This window comes from Streptomyces diacarni, assembly GCF_003323715.1.
Taxonomy (GTDB): domain Bacteria; phylum Actinomycetota; class Actinomycetes; order Streptomycetales; family Streptomycetaceae; genus Streptomyces; species Streptomyces diacarni.
The window spans coordinates 343,345-362,046 of record NZ_QOIN01000043.1 but is presented as its reverse complement, the minus strand read 5'-3'; the positions used below and the strand labels follow the sequence as shown (position 1 = coordinate 362,046).

Sequence of the window (18,702 nt, the reverse complement as noted above, 5' to 3'; positions counted from 1 at the left end):
GCGGGTGGGCGGGGTGAGAATTCCGCTGACAGATCATCAGGAATGTCGACCGGCGGACGAGCGGACACGCGCCGGGGGCCACAGGCGGCCAGGAGGAGCCATGCGCAGCGACGGACGCGGGCGGGTCAGGGCGGTCCTGCGCGCAGGTGTCGTCGCCGCGGTGCTGCTGACCTCGTGCACGGTGCTGCTGGCCTCCTGCATGGTGCTGCCGGTCGCCGAACGGGAGTCCGGACTCCGTCCGGGTGCGCCCCAGGAGCGCGAGCCGGCGCGCCCGCCGTCCGCCCGGCCGTCCGGGGCTGCCGCTGCGTCCACGCCGTCGGGCCGCGCGCTCGGCGCGTTCCTCGGCTCCGGCCCCGAGGGCGTGCGCCGCATGGCGGAGATGGAGCGGTGGCTCGGCGGCACGAAGCTGCGAGTGGGGCACACCTACCTGCCGGGCCGGCTGTGGTCCGACATCGAGGGGCAGCCGGGGTTCCTCGCGCCCTGGGCGCGTTGGCGGCGTGCGGATCCCACCGGGCTGTTCGTGCTGAACGTCCCCATGCAGGCGCGCAACGAGGCGCGGCTGGACGACGCACGGGTGCGCGCCCTGCTGCGCGAGGGCGCGGCGGGCGGGTTCGACGCGCACTTCCGCACACTGGCCCGGAATCTCGTCCGAGCCCAGCTCGCGGACACCGTCGTGGTGCTCGGGTGGGAGATGAACGGCACGACCTACACCCATCGCTGCGCGCCGGACCCGCGCGCCTGGAAGGCGTACTGGCGGCGCATCGTGACCACCATGCGGGCGGTGGACGGGCAGCGGTTCCGCTTCGACTTCGCGCCCAGCCGCGGCCGCGACGCGATCCCCTGGACCGCGTGCTACCCGGGCGACGACGTCGTCGACGTGCTCGGCATGGACGCCTACGACCAGCCGAAGGGCATGAGCTTCGGCGAACAGGTGCGCGAGCCGTACGGGCTCCAGGCGCACGTCGACTTCGCCGCCCGCCACGACAAGCCCCTCTCCTACCCGGAGTGGGGGCTGTTCCGCAACGGCGACAACGCCGAGTACGTGCGCTCCATGCTCGCCTGGATGGACCGGCACAAGCCGCTCTACCAGACCATCAGCGACTACTGCCCGCACGGTGTGTGGCGGTGCCGCGCCAACCCGACGTCCGCCAAGACGTTCAGGATGGCGCTGTTCGCGCAGCCGGAAGCGCCCCTGCCGCCCTGGCACAGCGGCTCGCCCACCGCCCCGCCCCCGAGCACCCGCCCTCCGGGCACCCGGCCCCCGGGTACCGAGCCGCCGCGCCAGGCCGGGCAGTCGAGGCCCTCCCGTCCCGCCGCCACGGGCACGGCGCCCCCGGCACCGGCCCGCCCGTGGTGGGAGCGGTGCTGGGCGGTAGGCCAGTACTGCGTCCGCTTCGACTGGCTGCGCGCCCTGGCGGGCTAGCCCGCACCGGAACAAAGCCCGCCGCCGCCCCGCCGTCATGCCGTCACGTGCGCGGCCGGAGCGCGGCCGCGCGGTCGAGCAGCGTGCGGACCCGCGCCGCCGCGCCGCGCTCGCGCACCAGGCGGGCCGCTGCCTCGCGGGCCGCCGCCTTCGCAGCGAGCAGTTCCAGCGCGGGTGCCAGCTGCGGGCGGGCCAGCAGGTAGCGCCGGTTGGCCGCGGTCACCGGCTGCCAGCGCAGCTTGTACGGCTCGGTGCCGCGCAGCAGGCTCAGGGTGCCGCGCCCGGTGGCCGACGCGAAGTGGGCGTCGTGCCGCAGCAGCATGGTCGCGATGTCCACCCGCTGGTCGCGCAGCGCGGGATCCGCGCCGTACAGGTAGCCGCACACCAGGTCGGCGGAGACGAGGGCGACGTCGCACGCGGCGACCCGGCCACCGAGCCGGTACTCCGTCACCGCCGCGTCCCCACTGGCCACCAGCTGTTCCACGGCGCCCACCAGGTGGGCGCCGAAGCGGGGCCGCACGTGTTCGGGGGTCACGCCGCGGCCCCGCCACTGGTGCTCGTGCAGCCGCAGCATGGTGCTCACCGACTCCGGTACCCGGTCCCCCGTCACGTCGTGGGCCTCGATACCGAGCTCGTCGATGCGGCGCAGTTTGCGCCGGGTGCGCTTGGCGCTGGCGGGGGCGAGCCGCTGCAGCATCTCGTCCATGGGAACGCCGGGCAACTCCAGGCATACCGAGTCGGTCAGCCGGTGCCGCACCCCGGGCCAGGCGGCGTACAGGCGTTCGGCGGCCCCGCCGGGACGCACCTCGCGCAGATCGACGACCGCGGTACGGGACGCCGCGTACAGCGCGCGGGCGAGCGCGTCGGCCGCACGGGGGCAGCTGTCGTCGAGCAGCACGTCCTGGTAGTCGGAGATCTGGCCGCCGAGCGTGACCAGCGCGGGCAGGGGCCGGTGGACGAGCATCAGCGGCGCGGCGGCCACCAGACGGCCGTTCTCGCGCACCAGGACGACCCGCAGCCTGCCCCGCCGGCCGTAGGCGCGCCACCACGAGGCCAGCCAGGCGTGGCTGAGGAACGGGGTGGCCGAGCGGTTGCGTGCCCGCAGCCCGTCCCACTCCTCGGCCAGCTCAGCGAACTCGTCCTCGGCCCGGCACAGGGTGGCGGTCAGCCGCACGGGCGGCCGCCCCGACGCCTCACCGCGCCCGCCCCGCCAGGGGGAGAGAACGGGCCCCGCCAACTTGCGGCGCGCGTAGGGGAATACGCGGCGCGTGGGCGGAGAGTAGGGGGAATTCACCGCTCGGCCTCCGTCTTCTCCGCCACGTGCGGGGTCTTCCGCGTCGTGTGCGTACCTTCGGCGTCGTCCGCGCCGGTGGGCCCCGGCGCCGCTTCCGGCGAGCCGGCGGTCTCCGGCGTCTCCCGCACGCGTGCGGTCTCAAACGCGGCCGTCGCCCGGGCGGGCTCGTGCCCGTCGCTCAGCCGGGCGTCCGGGCCCTCCACCGCGTCGGCGCCCCGGGCGGGGGCGGGGACGAGGGCAGGTCCCTCGGCGTCGCGGCGCCGGGGCCGGGCCAGCAGCGCCAGACCACCGAGCAGCCCGCCCGCGCTCGCGCCCACGGCCACGGCCAGCGGCGCCCGGGGGGAGACGGGTTCGGCCGTGGCGGTGGCGTGGGAGACGACCGTCAGCCGCACGCCGGTCTTGCCCGCCGCCTCCTTCGCGGTGCGGGCCAGGGCGGCGGCGGTCGCGTCGGCGTAGTCCGCGGCGTCACCGGCCGAGGGCGCGCTACCGGTGATCTGCACCATGGGCGCGTCGGGCGAGGTGCCGGCCCGCACGTGCGAGCGCAGCTCGCCGCGCGGCAGGGCGAAGGCGGCCTCGGCCCTGGTGAGGACCACGGCGTCCGTGGCGATCTTGCCGTACGCCTGTGCGTAGCCGAGCGCTGATGTCGCCTCGGCGTGCTCGCTGGGGGAGACGAGCACGTAACTGGACGCCTCGTAGCGCGGTTCCGCCACCGCCGCGTACGTGGCGCCCGCCAGCGCGCCCAGCACGGCGCACACAGGCAGCGGCCACCAGCCGGGTACCCGGCGCGACGGGCGTGTGCCGCTGCGGTCGGCTGCTCGCGGACGCGCCGGCAGGCCCGCACGCGGCGGTGCGGCGTCTCCTGCGGGCTGTCCCGGTGCGGTCGTGGACATGCGGTCACCTCGTTATCGGGGAGCGGGCTCGGGTGCGGGTGCGGACGCGGGGGCCGTCGCGGATGCCGTGCGGTGCGGGGACGAGGGGCCGCGTCGCCCGGCCTCGCCACCGGCGGCGGGGGCGGGCGCGGGCGGCAGGCCGAGCGCGGTCCGGTAGACGTCGGCCAGGCGTGCGGCGCAGCGGTCGATGTCGTACTCCCGGACGGCATCGGGCACGGGGAGCCTGCGCGGGTCGGCCAGGTGCGCCGCCCGCGCCTCGCGCAGGACGGCGGTCAGTTCACCCGGCGCGTGCGTGAACCTGCGGGCGCCCGGCGCCCGTTCGGGCGGCTGGTCCTGCACGGCCGGGCACGCCGCGTACCGCACGGGCAGCCCCGCGGCGAGGCCTTCCAGGACGGCCAGCCCGAACGACTCCTCGTCGGAAGGGGAGACGAGCAGGTCCGCCGCCGCCAGCACGCCGGGCACGTCCGGGACGCCATCCCGCTCGCCGGTGCCGGCGCTCCGCCCGGCGCCGTCGTTGGGCGCGGTGCCGTCACTCCACCCGGTGCCGTCGTGCGGGCCGCCGGCGCACTCTCCCAGCAGCCGCACACGGGTGGCCGCGCCCGCCGCCTCGGCGCGGGCCCGCAACGCCGCCGCCTGCGGTCCGTCGCCCGCGAGCAGCAGCCGCGTCCCCGGTACCGCCGCCACCGCGTCCACCAGCGCGTCGAAGCGCTTCCCGTGGACCAGCCGGCCCACACCGGCGACCACGAAGGCGTCAGGCGCCAGGCCCAGCAGCTCCCGTACGCGGGTGCGCCGGGCCGCGTCGAAGCGGAAGCGGTCGGCGTCGATGCCGCCCGGCACCGTGCACAGCCGTGCCGCGGGGACGCCCCAGCGCCGCAGCCGCCCGGCGACCGTGGCGGAGACGGCGACGGTCGTGGTGCCCAGCCGCTCGGTCGCCAGGTACAGGGCGCGGACGGCGGGGGTGAGCGCACGGCCCTCCAGCACGCCCTCGCCGAGCGAGTGTTCGGTCGCCACGACGGTGCGCACCCCGGCGAGGCGCGCCGCGATCCGCCCGTACACACAGGCCCGGTACAGGTGGGTGTGCACCACGTCGTACCGCCCCGCCCGCACCAGCCTCACCAGTCGGGGCAGCGCGGCGAGGTCGCGGTTGCCGCCCATGCCCAGGTGTGTCACGCCGGTGCCGTCGGCGCGGATGCCCTCGGCGACGCTGCCGGGCTCCGTGAGCGTGACGACGTCGCAGTCGACCCCGTGTGCGGGCAACCTGCGCAGCAGCAGCCGCAGTTGTTCCTCGGCGCCGCCCACCCCGAGCCCCGTGATGAGGTGCAGCACTCTCATGGGCGGGCACCGCTCGCGCTCGGCGCCCCGGCACCCTGTGCGGGCAGCGGACGGCGGCGCAGCGGGTGCAGCACCTTCTTCAGGTAGAGCCGCGCCGAGGTGTCCCGGGACCCGATGTGGACGCGGGGAAGCGCGTGCACACCCGTCAACGGCCCCGGGTCGATGGCGCAGGCGTACGCGTATCCGGCGGCCCGCACGGCGTCGACGGCGCGCGTGTCGAGCGTCCCGTACGGGTAGCAGAAACCGTCGGGTGCCGTCCCGGTGAGCTCGGCCAGCAGACTGCGGCTGTGCGCGGCCTCCCGCTCCAGGGCGGCGGTCTCCGCCGTCGTCAGATCCGTGTGGACCAGCCCGTGCGAGCCGACCTCCATGCCCGCGGCGGCCACCGCCCGCACACCCTCCGCGTCCAGCAGCGGCTTGCGCGGGCCCTCCGCGTCCCAGACGTTCTCCCCGCCGAGCCGCCCCGGCAGCACGAAGGCCGTCGCGGTGCACTCGTGGCGGCGCAGCAGCGGCAGCGCGTCGGTGAGAAAGTCGGCGTAGCCGTCGTCGAAGGTCAGCCCCACCAGACCGCGGCCCCGCCCGCAGGCGCGCGCCCGCAGCAGCCGCCCGACGCTCACCCCCCTCAGCCCCCGCTCGCGCAGCCAGCGCAACTGCCGCTCCAGACGGGCGGGGGAGACGGTGACCTGGTACGGGTCCTCGTCGCAGTCGGAGACCGAGTGGTACATCAGCACCCAGGGCGCTCGTGGACCGGTGTCAGCGGACATGGGTGATCCTCCGTGTGACGGTGGCGAACAGGTACGGCAACTCCGGCGCCCCCACCAGCCGGCCGACCGCCGCGAAGGCGGCCAGTACGGCGGCGCCGCCGACGGCCGCGGCGGCGAGCGGCGCGGGGAACAGGCCCGCGGCGAGCCAGCCCGCGGCGGCGGCCGCGCCCGCGGCCACCAGCAGCCGCAGCAGCCCGGCCGCCACCCGCGGCACGTCGATGGCCACCACGCGGGCGCCGAGGCCGCGCAGCAGCAGCGCGGCTGTGGTGGTGATGCCCAGCGCGTTCGCGGCGGCGATGCCGTACACGCCCCACCAACCCGCCGCCGCCACGCCCGCCACCGCGGTGACCGCGAGCCCGGCGCCCATGGCGGCGGCCGGGAACCAGGGCGGGCGGCTGCCGGAGAAGAACGGGCGCACCAGCGCGCCCACCATGCTGTGGCCCAGCAGCCCGCACGTGTAGACCCGCATCACCGCGGCGGTCGCGGCCGTGTCCCGCGCGTCGAAGGCGCCCCGCTCGAAGAGCAGCCTGATGAGCTGCGGCGCGCAGGCCACCACGTACGCGGCCCCCAGCAGCACCACGATCCCGGCCAGCGCCAGATCCCTCTCGACCCGCCGCCTGGCCACCTCCGCCTCACCGTCGGCCATCGCGCGGGCGACGACGGGGAAGGTCACCGTGCACACCATCAGCGAGAGCACCATCGGCAACTGGGCGACCTTTTGCGCGTAGTTGAGGTGCGAGATGGCACCCGCCGGCAGCGAGGAGGCCATGAAGCGCTCGAAGAGGACCTGCGCCTGGCGGCCGACGGCGAACGTGACGACAGGCGCCACGACTCCGAGACCGACCCCCACGGCACCGCCCGCAGCCCCGCCACCGGGCCCGCCACCGGCCATGGCCCCGCTGCAGCCCGCGGACTCGCCGCCGTCGGGCACGGCCACGGCGCGCGGACCGAGCGAGCGGCGGGCGCGGGCGCGGCGCGCGGGGAGCCGGGAGAGGAAGGCCGGGAGCTGCACGAGGACCATCAGCGCCCCGCCGACGGCGACGCCGAGCGCCGCCGCCCGCACGCCCCACAGGGCGTGCCCCGCGTACATCACGGCGATGATGCCCGCGTTGTACGTGACGTAGATCGCCGCGGGCGCCACGAAGTGCCGGTGGGCGCGCAGCGCGGCGCTGAAGTACCCGGCCAGGCCGAAGGTGAGGACCGTCAGCGCCGTCAGCCGCAGACAGGCGGCCGCCGTACCGGCGTCGGGCAGCCCGGGCGCCAGCACCCGCACCACCTGGGGGGCTGCCAGCACCAGGAGCCCGGCCGCGCCGGCCAGCACCAGCGACAAGCGGGGCAGCGTCGCGGCGACCAGCGCCCGCACGGGGTCATCCGTGCGCCCGCCGTCCGCCCCCGGGGCGTCCAGCAGCGCGCCGTCCGTGCGCGCCCCGGCCGCCGCCCGGCGGGAGAGCGCCAGGCTGAAGGCGGGTACCAGGACCAGCGCCATGGCGTCCTCGATCAGCAGAGTGGAGGCCAACTCCGGCACCGTCCACGCCACCAGGAACGCGTCGGTGTCGGCGTCAGCGCCGAACAGCCGGGCGATGGACTGGTCCCGCAGCAGCCCGAACAGCGATCCCGCGGCGGTGAGCACCGCCGTGACGGCGGCCGCCCGCGCGAGAAACCGCCCGAGCGCCGGGGCCTCGCCGGGCGGGCGCCCCCGCGACGTCGCCGGCGCGTCCCGCGAGCCCGCCGACGCGTGCCGTGTGCCGCCCCGCGAACCCGTCGACGCGTGCTGCGCGTCGTCCCACTGACCCGTCGACGCATGCTGTGCGTCCGCCGACGCGCTCTCGGTGCCCGCGGAAGGGACGGGGGGAGCGGAGGGGGAGACAGCGGGAGGGGAAGCGGTGGGGTGGCGGGGGGTGGTGTCGGTCATCGAGTGGAGTCCCCGTCGACGGCCCCTTCCGTGGCGGGAGAGAGCGCCCACCAGGCGGCCAGGCCCAGCACGAGAGCGGTCAGCACGGTGGAAGGGCCGCCGATGTCGCCGTAGAGGAAGTCGATGCCCTGCCAGGTGAGGAGACCGACGGCGACCATGCCGCAGTCGGCGGCCCCGGAGCCCGTACCGCGGCGGCGGGCGGTGCGCAGCCGCCGCAGGCCGCACACCAGCAGCGCCGCCCAAGAGCCGACGAGGGCGACGACGCCCACGAGCCCCTGCTCGCTCAGGACGAGAAGGTACATGTTGTGCGGCGACAGCAGCGGCTCCCGCTGGAAGCGCACCCCGGCGCCCGCCGTGTCGCTGCCGGAGGAGAGCGCGAGGGAGGCGTGCGCGTCGCGGTGCGCGGGAAACCCCTTGGGGCCGACACCCGTCGCGGGCGCCTCACGCCACATGCCGACCGCCGCGCTCCACAGGCTGTAGCGGTCGGTCACCGACTGGTCGGGGGAGGAGGAGACCTCGGTGATGCTGCGGGCGCGCTCGGCCAGCTGCTCCGAGCCCACCGACAGGCCGCCGACCAGCACCACCCCGGCGGCCGCCAGCGCGGCGAGGACGGGCACCGCCGTCCGCGCGCCCCGCAGGGCCAGCAGCAGCAGACACGCCGCGGCGGTCGCGATCCACGCGCCCCGGCTGTAGGAGAGGGCCAGCGGCACCAGCAGCAGCACCGCGCAGCCCAGCGCGCACGGCCGCAGCCATCGGGGCGCGGCGGCGGGCGGGGCGAGGGCCAGCGCGAGTGCGGTCACCAGCCCGTAGGAGACGACCGTCGCCATGCCCATCACGTCGAGGGCGCCGAAGGTTCCCACGGCCCGTACGTTCTCGCCCCTGTAGGAGGCGCCGGTCCCGGTGGCGGACTGGAGGACACCGACGGTGCCCTGTACGAGTGCCAGCAGCACCACCGCCGCGCACACCAGCCGCGCGTCGCGCGCGTCCCGCAGCGACAACAGCACCGCCCCCGGAACGAGGACGAACAACTGGAGGTAGCGCACGAACCCGGGCAGCCCGGCGGCGGGGTCGGCGGCGGCGATCGTCGCGACGGCGAACGCCGCGGCCGGAGCACCGAGGACGAGCGCGCCCCGCCAGGTCAGCACCGGACCCGAGGCCGCGCGCCCGCCCCCTCGCACCAGCCTGAGCACGCACCAGACCACGAGCGCACCCGAGGCGGCGTCCGCGAGCGTGACACCGCCCTGCCCGTCCAGGCTCGTACGGTCGGCCGGGGCGCACAGGAGCAGGACCGTCCCCACGACGGGCAGCACAGGACCGTACCGCCCGAGCCGGGGAATCGGCGAGAGGGGAACCGCGGTGCCCGCCCCCGCGGGCAGCACCCTCACCGGCCCTCCAGGCGGAAGAAGGAGGTGGCGGTACGGCACATGATGCGCACGTCCTGCCACAGTGACCAGGTCTCGATGTAGTGGTTGTCGAACCGGGCGCGCTCCTCGATGGAGGTGTCACCGCGCAGCCCGTGGACCTGCGCCAGCCCGGTGATGCCGACGGGCGTGCGGTGCCGCTGCGCGTAGCCGGGGTGCAGTTGGCTGAACTGCCGTACGAAGAAGGGGCGTTCAGGGCGGGGCCCGACGAGGCTCATGTCGCCGCGCACGACGTTCCACAACTGCGGCAGTTCGTCGAGCGAGGAGCGGCGCAGCAGCCTGCCGATCCGGCTGGTGCGCGTGTCGCCGGCGACCGTCCACCGGGTCGCTGCCTCGTGCTGGTCCGAGGGCCGCACCGTACGGAACTTCAGCAGGGTGAAGGGCCGCCCGCCCTGGCCGATCCGCTCCTGCCGGAAGAGGACGTCGGGCCCGTCCAGCAGCCGTACGGCCAGCGCGCACGCGGCCAGTACCGGGCCCGCCACCACCAGCGCGGGGAGCACCAGCGCGAGGTCGAGCGCCCGCTTGCGCAGTCCGGTGCGCGGGCGCGGGCAGTCCAGTACCAGGCGCCGGCAGCTGAAGCCCCACAGGTGGGCGTCGGGGGTGGGGCCGCCGCCGGGGGAGACGTGCGGGCCGTGCGCTCCCAGCGCGCAGCCGGGCCGTACCAGCCAGCCGGTCACCCCGCACCGTCCCAGCAGTCCGGCGAGCGCGGCGGTGTCCGCCTCCTCCCAGGGGGAGCGGACGAAGACGACGTCCTGGACCGCGCTGCGCGCGACCTGCCGCGCCACCTCGTCCGGGGTGGCGACGACCGGCAGCGGGGACGGCTGCGTGCAGGCGTCCCCGCCGGACGGCGGGCCCTGCGTGTCCTCGGCCGCCGGCTCCACCAGCGCCACCGGACGCAGCCCGTACCGTGACCGCTCCAGCAGAGCCGCTGTGACCGCACGGGCCGTCCCGCCGCGCCCCACGACCAGGGCGGCGCGCGGGCTGCGGCGGCCCCGCCGGCGGCGCAGCCCGTGCACCAGGGCGCGCGCCGCACAGGCCAGTGCGGTGGTGAGGGCGACCCCGGCGAGCATACCGGCCAGGCTGAGCGCGTCGGAGCCGCCGCACACCGCCAGCACGGTCACCCCCACGCACCAGGCCGCGGCCACCCGTGCGCCGAGCGCGGGCAGTTCGTCCAGCGCCTGCGGGTCGAGGCGCGGGCGGTACAGGCCCGCTCGCGCGCACAGCGCCAGCACACTCGCGCCGGTCGAGGCCAGCAGGAGCGGGGCGGCCTGACCGCCCGCGCAGACCAGCACGGCGGTGGCGGTTCCCACCACGTCGCAGGCGGCCAGTGGCACGGCCACGGCGCGGCGGCGCCGGGCCGCGGAGCGGGGCGGTCCCACCGAGACGGGACCGCGCGCGGACGGCACCGCGAGCACGCGGACGGAGGGCGCCGCGGGCGCGGGGGGCACCTGCCCGGCCGGCGCCGGGGGTGCGGAGCCTGACGGCTCCGCCGCCTCGCCCTCGGGGCCCGTGCCCGACACCGGGTGGGGTACGACGGGAGCGATCCGGGCGGGCGCGGACGCGGCCTCGTCCGCCTCGGCCGTCCCCCGCGGGGCCGGGGCGGCGTCCGGGAGGTCCACCCGGGCGGGCGGTTCCCCCCGGCCGGGAAGGCCCGGCCCGTCCGTGCCGCTGTCCGTGGTGGCCCGCCGGGCCGGTGCGCTGCCCGCGCTGTCGGTGGTCATCGGACCTCCGACAGGCCTGCGGGGGCGCCGGGCGCACACCGCTCCCTGAGCACCTCCCGGTACAGCTCCAGCACGGCGGCGGCCGTCTCGCGCACGTCGAACCCGGCGCGTGCGTGCTTGGCGGCGGCCTGCCCCAACTCCTCGCGCAGCCGCGCGTCGAGGCACAGCGCCGCGACGGTGTCGGCCAGCGCCGCCGCGTCACCCGGAGGGACGAGACAGTGGGTCTCCTGACCTGGTGGCAGCAGCTCGCGCGAGCCGTCCACGTCGGTGACGACGACGGGACGCCCGCAGGCCATCGCCTCCAGCGGGGTGAGGGCCATGCCCTCCCACAGGGACGGCAGTACCACCAGGTCGGCGGCCGCGTACCAGTCCGCCACCCGCTCCCGCGCGCCCGCGAACACGACGCCGCCCGGCGCCGAACGCCTCAGCGCTGCACGGTCGGGCCCGTCGCCGACGAGCACCAGCCGGGCCCCGGGCACCCGGGCGGCGATACGCGGCCAGGCCGCCAAGAGGTGGCGCTGTCCCTTCTGTTCGCACAGCCGGCCCACGCACACCACCAGCGGTGCCGACCCGCTACTCTCCCGCAGCGCCGCGGGTCCGGCGGGCTGTGGAAGCGTGCCGGGTGGCGGCGGGCCCGAGGCGGCGGCGGTGAACTTCTCGAGGTCCACCCCGTTGCGCACGACCGACCAGCGGGCGTCGAGACCGGCCTCGCGGCCGGTTTCCCGCTCGGCCGCGCTCACGCACAGCACCCGGTCCGCCCACCGCGTCGCGTACCGTTCCCAGGCGCGGGCCTGCCGCGCGGTACGGCCCCGCGCGGCCTCGAACGACCAGGCGTGCGGCTGGTGGATCGTGGGGACGCGGGCGCGCAGCGCCAGCCGGGCCGCGAGCCCCGCCTTCGCGCTGTGCGCGTGCACCAGATCGGGGCGGAACCGACGGACCAGCCGCCGTACGCCGTACATCTCCAGGGCGAGGCGCGCGCCGGGTTCGCGAACCGCGGGCCAGTGCGCGGTCAGCGCCCCCGCGGCCGCCGCGTCCCGCTCCAGTGTGCCGCCACGGGGACAGGCGACCACGACACGCAGCCCCGCACGGACCTGTGCCCGTGCCAGGGCGGTGACGACGCGTGCCACGCCGCCTTCGACGGGCTGAGCGAGATGCAGGACGGTCAGCCGCCCCCGTGGCTCGCTGCCGCGCCGTTCAGTGCACTGTGCCAGCAGTTTCGGCATGGACGACTCCGCCTCCCGAGATGAAGCAGAGTGACCTTGACAAAATCCGACTGTCGAACCCGCGCGGCACGCCGGTCATGTCCCGCTTTTTCCTGACTGGTCCCACGCGTGGCGGTGCAGACGCCCGCACATCCTCCTGAGCGCACGGGCCATGGGACCGCACGCCTCCGTCCGGTTGGCTGGAGCCGTACCCGCACCCCCCGTGCGGGGCACCAGGACGCCAGCGAAAAGATCAGTGAGAGAGGGGAAGGGCGTGCGGGCATTGCAAGGGGTCTCACTTGTGGGGGCCGTCCTGCTCACCGGGGTGAGCGCGGGCCTCTACTACGGATTCGCCGTCGCCGTCATGCCGGGGCTGCGGCGGGCCGCGGACCGGACGTTCGTGGAGGGCATGCAGCGGATCAACGCCGCCATCCTCAACGGCTGGTTCCTGCTGGTGTTCGTCGGGTCGCTGGTGCTGATCCTCGCTGCGGGAGCGCTGCGGCTGTGGGGCGGCGGCGGCACGGGCACCCTGCCGTGGATCGCGGCGGCGGCCCTGCTGTACCTCGCCGTCCTCGTGATCACCATGGGGTTCAACGTCCCGCTCAACGACGCGCTCGACGCCGGCGGCCTGCCCAGGGACCCCGAGCGGCTGGCAGAGCTGCGCGAGCGGTTCGAGGGCGCGTGGAACCGCTGGAACGCCGTGCGGACCGTCTGCAACACGGCCGCCTTCGGCTGCCTGGCGTGGGCACTGGTCCGGCACGGGAACGGAAGCTGAGCTGCCTCCCGCAGGTGCCCCCGGGCGGCGGCACGCGCCGAGCCGGCCGCGGCCCCGGGCGGCTGCGGGAGGCCCGCCCGCCCGGCTGCCACTTTCCCCTCCGCGGTGCTACTTCCCCTTGCGGCCGAACCACAGGGCCCGGCCCAGGACGTCCAGCGCCTCGTCGGCCCAGCCGATGATCTGCAGGCCCGAGGTGACGTTGGCGGGCGGGCGGTTGATGAGCGTGTCCCGGCGCACCAGGCGCTGGAAGTCCACCCGCACCGGGTCGGTCCTGGGCTCGCCCCCGTAGGGGGTGCGGAACTCCACGCCCGCGGTGCGCATCACCCCGATGAGTTCCTGGGCGAGAATCCCGTAGGACACGGTCGTGGGATGTACGCCGTCCAGCGAGAAGAGTCCGCCGTCGCTGCGCCGCTCGCCGTCGCTGAGCAGGAACCGCGAGTTGGGCACCGGGTCGAGCGCGCGCAGTTCGCGGGGCAGCGGATACGGTGACCACCAGTCGGGCCGCGCCGCCTCGTCCTCGAAGTAGCGGCGGCACGCCAGCCGGTCCAGCAGGCCGGCCGTGTCGAGCAGGTACCAGTCGCGCCCCGCCCGGCGCGCCGCCCGCACGACCTCGGCCATCGCGTCGTTGTACTGGTCGATCGCCGCGTCCACGTCGTGTGCCTGCTCGCCCGTCAGATGCGGGTCGCGCCGCACGTCGAAGTCGCTGTCGGCGATCCAGGGCCGCGTGTAGTACGGGAAGTAGCGCGAGCCGGGCTCCGCCTTGCCGTGCACGCCCCGCGCGATGGGTGCGATCGTCACGTGCGGGACGGCGCACCAGATGACGTGCCGTGCGCGGACCTGCCCGATCTCGTCCGCGAGTTGCCGCAGCTCGGAGGCGAAGTGCTCGGGCCGCCAGACCGTGTACCTGCCCTTCTCGCGCAGGTCGTCGTAGCCGGGGCCGCTCCAGGCGACGTCGAGTTCGATGACCGAGGAGAGGGCGTTGTTGGCGCCGAGGAAGACGATGAGGGTCTCGATCCCGTGGTCGGGGTCGGAGTCCCGCCCGTTGTGGCCGTTTCGCGTGTCCTGGCCGATGCCTTCGCCGTCCGCGTGCCCGCCCGTCTGCTCGCCCAGCAGCCGTGCGGCGTCCACCTGGGTGAGCGCTCCCGCGGCGGGTGGCCGCGTGGGCAGGGCACGCAGTGCGGCGCGCTCGCCCGGGTTGCCGACCATCTGCCGCACCAGGTCGTCGCGCGGGGCACCGATCATCTTCCGGCACACGTCGGCCGACTTGTCCAGCGCGTCCCGCAGATCCCAGCCGAAGACCGCCAGGTTGTGGTTGACGGCCGTGGTGGTGGCCGGAGCGCAGCCGGCGCCGCGCTCCCAGTAGTCCTCCACCTTGTCCATGAACCGGCGGGCCCGGAAGAGCGCCGCCGGCGTGTCCCACCAGTCGAGGTTCTTGCCGCAGTGTTCCTCCAGGTCGCGCAGCAGCATCTCCAGGTTGAGCGGGAGCCCGCCGCAACCCTCGTAACTGGGGTGGCGGAACTGTGCTGACCAGCCCAGCTCGTGGGCGATGATCGCCGGGTAGGACAGGTCGGTGCGGAAGACGGCGCAGCTTTGGAACCCCTCGGTGAGGGAGTCGCCGAGGGCCACCAGCCGGTTGCGGGGCTCGCCGCGCCACGAGGTGGACACCGGGATGCCGAGGGTGGGGTCGGTGTAGGGCGCGCCCGGTGCGGCGCGCCCCGTTCCGGCATCCGAGGCGGCGCGCCGAGGTCCGGTGCCCGGTGCCGCGGGCTCGCGCGTGGGGGAGGGGATCGAGGGGGAGGCGGGTGGAGGTGTGGTCGCGGGTCGCGGTGCGGAGGGGGGTGGTGGTGCCGTCATGTCACGCCCCGATCTGCCGGTGCCGGGCGCCGCCGCGGAGGGCCGCGCTGCCCGGTAAGGCCGTGTTGGGTGAGTACGGTGTCCTCCCTGGGTCTTACCCAGTGCGGTGCGTGATCCGTCCACCGGCCGGGAGGGGGACGGGCGGCGGCGCTTTCACCCCTTCGGCGCCGTCCGAACTGCCTGGGAGGCCACCGCTGCGTTGATCTCGTCCTCGTCGAGCCCGGCCTCCCGCAGCACTTCCACGGTGTCGGCGCCCGGCGGACGGGGCGCCGAGGGCCTCTGGGCAGGGGTGCGGGTGAGCGAGAGGGGGGTGGCGATGCCGCGGTAGCCGCCGTGCTCGACGACCATGCCCCGGTGCCGCACCTGCGGGGAGGTGAGCGCCTCGGCCACGTCGTGCACGGGGGAGGCGGGGACGCCCTCGTCCAGGAGCTCCGCCGCCAGTTCGGCGCGGTGCCGGCGGGCGAACCGCGGCGCCAGCAGGGCGCGCAGCGCCGCCACGTTCCGCACCCGGTCGGGGTTGGAGGCGAAGCGCGGGTCGCGGGCCAGTTCGGGACCGCCCAGCAGCCGGGCGAGCGCGGCGAACTGCCGGTCGTTGCCGACGCCGACGAAGAGCGGCCCGTCGGCCGCCTCGAAGGAGTCGTACGGTGCGATCGTCGGATGAGCGGAACCGGTGCGCGGCCGCACCTGGCCGTCCGCGAGCCAGGTGGCCGAGTGCGGGTGCAGCAGGCCGACGGCGGTGTCCAGCAAGGCGCAGTCCACCAGCTGCCCGAGGCCCGAGCTGTTGCGCTCGTGCAGGGCGAGCAGCACCCCGGAGAACGCGAGGACGCCGGTGACCATGTCCACCACCGGCCCGCCGACCCGCAGCGGGTCGCCGCCCGCCTCGCCGTTGACGCTCATCAGCCCGCCGTAGGCTTGCAGCACCGCGTCGTATCCGGGCAGTCCGCCCATCGGCCCGTGTGTGCCGAAGCCGGTGATCCGGCAGTGCACGAGCGCCGGGAAGCGGGCCCTCAGCCGCTCGTCCGGGTAGCCCCAGTCGGCCAGGGTGCCGGCCTTGAAGTTCTCCACCAGCACGTCGGTGGACCGCAGCAGCCGCCCGAGGAGGGCGCGCCCCTCCGCACGCGAGAGGTCGAGGACGATGTTGCGCTTGGTGCGGTTGAGGTTCTGGTAGTAGGCGCTGGTGCGAGCCGCCCTCTCGGGCCCCCCGGCATCCTCGGCCGCCTCCGCCCCCTCCTCGATGAAGGGCGGTCCCCAGCCGCGGGTCTCGTCGCCGTCCGGCGGCTCGACCTTGACGACCTCGGCACCGTGGTCGGCCAGCATCTGCGTGCACAGCGGACCCGCCAGCACCCGTGAGAGGTCCAGCACCCGCAGTCCGGCCAGCGCTCCCGGCCCGCCGGTTCCCGCTGCCGCTTCCCGGTCCCCGCCCAACTGGAAGTCCACGACGCGGCTGCCCGCCCTTCGCCTGCCGGTGCCGGTGTCCTTTTTCCGTTCCGGTTCCGCTTCCGTTTCCTGTTCCGAGTGTGCGCACGTACGGCCCGCAGGAGGGGCCGTCACGGATGCTAGGAGTGTGACGGGAGAGGCGCAACGGGGCGATCGGCGAGGTGGGGCGCGGGGCCCTCTCCGGGCGGCGCGGCAGTCACCTCCCGCCTCGGCCCTCACTCGGTCAACTCGCTTCCCTGGGGCGGGAGTCTGCGAGATCATCACTCGCGTCGAGCAGCGCCGGACCACACCCGCGACGGCGGAGGTGGCCTACACGGGGATTGGGTGAGCCGCATGACCGAGACGCAGGCAACGCCGGGCACCGACGAGCGCACCGAGGTCCGGCTGGCCGTCGCCGTACACGTCGAAGCCGAGCTTCTGCGCCTGGGGCTCCAGGCGATGCTCCCCGGCCTCGGATGTGTCGAGCGGGCCGAGGAGTTCGGCCATACCGACGCGCTCGACCGGGCGCTGGCCGAGCACAGGTTCCACGTGCTGATCCTCTCCAGTTCCAACTCGGGGCACACCACGGCGGGGCGGCTGCGCCACTCCCAGCCGGGGTTGCGCACCCTGGTGGTGCTGGACCCCGCCGACGCCGAGTCGCACGGCGCGCTCGCCCGCCTCCCCGCCGACGGTTACCTGCTGCGCGAGGAGCTGACCGCCGCGGCGCTCGACCGCGCGCTGCGGCAGCTCGCCGCCGACGAGATGCCGATGCCGCTGCGCCTGGGGCGCCGCCTGCTGAGCCACGCGGGGGAGTCGGCACACCTGTTGCCGGCCCGCACCGTGCGGCTGACCGCGCGTGAACACCAGGTGCTCGACCTGCTCGTCGCGGGTCTGAGCAACAAGCAGATCGCCCGCCGGCTGCGCATCTCGGAGCACGGCGTCAAGCGGCTGGTCAGCAGCGTCCTGCTGAAGCTCGGTGCCGCCAACCGCACCGCCGCGGTCGTCACCGCCATCAAACTCGGCCTCATCGACTGACCCCGCCGGGACCCACGGACACGCCACCGGCCGGTCCGGCTGGTGGGGTGTGACGGGGCCGGGGGGCCGCCCCAGCCTCCGGTCGGGAGGCGCCCCCACGGGTCACAACCCGGCCGCAGCTCGCAGCTCGCAGACCGCAGTCCGCACACCAAGACCAGCGGCAGCCCTTTGACGGGCACGAGCCGCGAGGAGAGCACCCTAGTCGAACGGCTACCCCCATCCGCACAGCTCGATGCGGGCGGTCATCCGGGGCTGTCAGCGGTTGCGGGGCCGGGCCCACGATGAGCCCAGCCCCTGCCGAGAGGACCCGTCAGATGAGCTGGAGGCACCAGGACCCGGCGACCCTCGCCGACGCCGCGGTCAGCAGCGTCGCCCTCGTCGCCGACCCGTTCGCCCAGTCCGCCGCCCCCGGCTTCTGGGTTTGGTCGCGCGAGGCGCACCAGGCGGTCACCGACGCGGTCCTCGCCCTGCCCGACGCGGATCTGCGCGCGCTGGCCCGCACGGTCGGCAAGCACCCCGGTGACGTCACCGCGTGCCGGGGACTGACGGTGTCGCTGGCCGACCGGTTCAGGCGCCACGCGGACGCGCCCGAGGTCGCGCGCCTGGCGGAACGGGTGTGGGACGCGGAGTGCCGTTCGCGGCTGCGCATGCAGACCGGGAGCGAGCGGCCCGCCCGGCTCGCCACCCCCGAGGCGCGCGAGATCCTGCGCACCTCACGGCCGCCGGCAGCCCCCCGCGGGCCGGTCGACGCGGCCGTGGTCATCCCGTTCAGGGAGCGCGGGGGCGACAGCGACCGCACCCGCAACCTGGCGGCCGTGCTGCACGCGCTCAACGACCAGAGCCACCCGCGCGAGCGCTACCGCGTCGTCGTCGTGGAGGCGGACAGCGAGCCCCGCTGGGAGAGCGTGTACGCGCCCTGGTGCGACACCTACCTCTTCGCCGAGAACCCCGGCCCTTTCAACTACGCGTGGACGCTGAACGCGGGCGTCGTGCACGGGGCCCGCCCCGCCGAGCTGGTCTGCGTGCTGGAGGCGGACATCCTCGTCGACCGCGGCTTCGTCGAGCGTGCCGTCGAACGGTTCCATGCGCCCGGCACCCAGGCGCACTGGCCGTTCGTGGAGATGCTGTACCTGGACGAGGCCTCCAGTCACCAGGCCGTCGAGGAGCGGTGTGCGCAGGGACGGCCCACCGTGGACAGGGACGCGCTGCGGGGCGTCTTCCTGCGCCGTACGCCGGGGGCCTGCGTGTGGCTGCGCGAGAGCCTGTTCACCAGGATCGGCGGCTACGACGAGCGGTTCACCGCCGGGTGGGGCGGCGCGGACAACGACTTCGCCTGGCGGGCCGACCTGCACGGCGGGCTCGACCGCCACTCCGACCGCATGGTGCACCTGCACCATGCGCGCGCCACCGACTGGTACGACGCCGAGGGTACGGGGGCCACGGCCTACGAGACGTTCCCCTGGTGCACCTGGCCACCAGACTCCCGCATCGGCGACCTGAGCGCGTTCCGCTCCGGGTAGCCGCCCGCGCGCCGCCTCCCGTCCCCGCCGGCCGCGTGGCGCACAAGGCCCCGCCGGCCGCGTGGCGCAGGAGGCTCATCCGACCGTATGCCGCACGAGGCCCCGGACGGCCGCATGCCGCACAACGTCCCAGGAACTTCGGGCCC

Annotated in this window: 14 protein-coding genes; 4 read left to right on the top strand and 10 right to left on the bottom strand. The window is 75.8% G+C overall.

Features of this window, described 5'->3' with window-relative positions; all coding sequences use genetic code 11:
• The first annotated feature begins 100 nt into the window (after positions 1-100).
• Positions 101-1,423 (top strand): glycoside hydrolase family 26 protein, encoded by a 1,323-nt coding sequence (locus tag DTL70_RS15645; protein ID WP_114022517.1) that lies wholly within the window; start codon positions 101-103, stop codon positions 1,421-1,423.
• Between the two features lie 43 nt (positions 1,424-1,466).
• Here DTL70_RS15645 and DTL70_RS15640 read toward each other — a convergent pair whose 3' ends face one another.
• From DTL70_RS15640 to DTL70_RS15605, 8 genes are read right to left on the bottom strand one after another with little or no spacing between them, the layout of a single operon-like run.
• Entirely contained in the window at positions 1,467-2,717 is a 1,251-nt protein-coding gene (locus tag DTL70_RS15640; protein ID WP_114022516.1) for a GNAT family N-acetyltransferase, read from the bottom strand.
• Positions 2,714-3,607 carry a Wzz/FepE/Etk N-terminal domain-containing protein gene (locus tag DTL70_RS15635; protein WP_147266783.1) on the bottom strand — a complete coding sequence of 298 codons (894 nt, stop codon included), beginning with the start codon at positions 3,605-3,607 and terminating at the stop codon, positions 2,714-2,716. The genes DTL70_RS15640 and DTL70_RS15635 overlap by 4 nt, the downstream gene beginning before the upstream one ends.
• A gap of 12 nt (positions 3,608-3,619) precedes the next feature.
• Positions 3,620-4,939, bottom strand: coding sequence for a glycosyltransferase (locus DTL70_RS15630; protein ID WP_114022514.1), 1,320 nt, complete (start codon positions 4,937-4,939; stop codon positions 3,620-3,622).
• Entirely contained in the window at positions 4,936-5,700 is a 765-nt protein-coding gene (locus DTL70_RS15625; protein WP_114022513.1) for a polysaccharide deacetylase family protein, read from the bottom strand. Before DTL70_RS15625 ends, DTL70_RS15630 begins: the two co-directional genes overlap by 4 nt.
• Entirely contained in the window at positions 5,690-7,612 is a 1,923-nt protein-coding gene (locus tag DTL70_RS15620) for a lipid II flippase MurJ (RefSeq protein ID WP_245979393.1), read from the bottom strand. Before DTL70_RS15620 ends, DTL70_RS15625 begins: the two co-directional genes overlap by 11 nt.
• A complete protein-coding gene (locus tag DTL70_RS15615) occupies positions 7,609-8,991 on the bottom strand; it encodes an O-antigen ligase family protein (protein ID WP_181860944.1) in 1,383 nt (460 codons plus the stop codon). Before DTL70_RS15615 ends, DTL70_RS15620 begins: the two co-directional genes overlap by 4 nt.
• 2 nt (positions 8,992-8,993) lie before the next feature.
• A complete protein-coding gene (locus DTL70_RS15610) occupies positions 8,994-10,754 on the bottom strand; it encodes a sugar transferase (RefSeq protein WP_114022511.1) in 1,761 nt (586 codons plus the stop codon).
• Positions 10,751-11,977 carry a glycosyltransferase family 4 protein gene (locus DTL70_RS15605; RefSeq protein ID WP_114022510.1) on the bottom strand — a complete coding sequence of 409 codons (1,227 nt, stop codon included), beginning with the start codon at positions 11,975-11,977 and terminating at the stop codon, positions 10,751-10,753. The genes DTL70_RS15610 and DTL70_RS15605 overlap by 4 nt, the downstream gene beginning before the upstream one ends.
• 280 nt (positions 11,978-12,257) lie before the next feature.
• Here DTL70_RS15605 and DTL70_RS15600 point away from each other — a divergent pair, with 280 nt between their 5' ends.
• A complete protein-coding gene (locus DTL70_RS15600) occupies positions 12,258-12,731 on the top strand; it encodes an anthrone oxygenase family protein (RefSeq protein ID WP_281278695.1) in 474 nt (157 codons plus the stop codon).
• 108 nt (positions 12,732-12,839) lie between these two features.
• Here DTL70_RS15600 and DTL70_RS15595 read toward each other — a convergent pair whose 3' ends face one another.
• A complete protein-coding gene (locus DTL70_RS15595) occupies positions 12,840-14,396 on the bottom strand; it encodes a hypothetical protein (protein ID WP_245979392.1) in 1,557 nt (518 codons plus the stop codon).
• Positions 14,397-14,738: 342 nt separating this feature from the next.
• A complete protein-coding gene (locus DTL70_RS15590) occupies positions 14,739-16,022 on the bottom strand; it encodes a CaiB/BaiF CoA transferase family protein (RefSeq protein ID WP_245979391.1) in 1,284 nt (427 codons plus the stop codon).
• A gap of 333 nt (positions 16,023-16,355) precedes the next feature.
• On the opposite strand from DTL70_RS15590, the gene DTL70_RS15585 reads away from it, so the two are divergent.
• A complete protein-coding gene (locus DTL70_RS15585; protein ID WP_114022507.1) occupies positions 16,356-17,036 on the top strand; it encodes a helix-turn-helix transcriptional regulator in 681 nt (226 codons plus the stop codon).
• Positions 17,037-17,350: 314 nt separating this feature from the next.
• Positions 17,351-18,556 (top strand): galactosyltransferase-related protein, encoded by a 1,206-nt coding sequence (locus DTL70_RS15580; protein WP_114022506.1) that lies wholly within the window; start codon positions 17,351-17,353, stop codon positions 18,554-18,556.
• The last annotated feature ends 146 nt before the right edge of the window (positions 18,557-18,702 follow it).

Excerpts from the sequence above, each read along its gene's own strand:
- DTL70_RS15645 (WP_114022517.1), top strand. The coding sequence starts at position 101 with ATGCGCAGCGACGGACGCGGGCGGGTCAGGGCGGTCCTGCGCGCAGGT.
- DTL70_RS15635 (WP_147266783.1), bottom strand. The coding sequence starts at position 3,607 with ATGTCCACGACCGCACCGGGACAGCCCGCAGGAGACGCCGCACCGCCG.
- DTL70_RS15630 (WP_114022514.1), bottom strand. The coding sequence starts at position 4,939 with ATGAGAGTGCTGCACCTCATCACGGGGCTCGGGGTGGGCGGCGCCGAG.
- DTL70_RS15585 (WP_114022507.1), top strand. The coding sequence starts at position 16,356 with ATGACCGAGACGCAGGCAACGCCGGGCACCGACGAGCGCACCGAGGTC.
- DTL70_RS15605 (WP_114022510.1), bottom strand. The coding sequence starts at position 11,977 with ATGCCGAAACTGCTGGCACAGTGCACTGAACGGCGCGGCAGCGAGCCA.
- DTL70_RS15580 (WP_114022506.1), top strand. The coding sequence starts at position 17,351 with ATGAGCTGGAGGCACCAGGACCCGGCGACCCTCGCCGACGCCGCGGTC.
- DTL70_RS15625 (WP_114022513.1), bottom strand. The coding sequence starts at position 5,700 with ATGTCCGCTGACACCGGTCCACGAGCGCCCTGGGTGCTGATGTACCAC.
- DTL70_RS15620 (WP_245979393.1), bottom strand. The coding sequence starts at position 7,612 with ATGACCGACACCACCCCCCGCCACCCCACCGCTTCCCCTCCCGCTGTC.
- DTL70_RS15610 (WP_114022511.1), bottom strand. The coding sequence starts at position 10,754 with ATGACCACCGACAGCGCGGGCAGCGCACCGGCCCGGCGGGCCACCACG.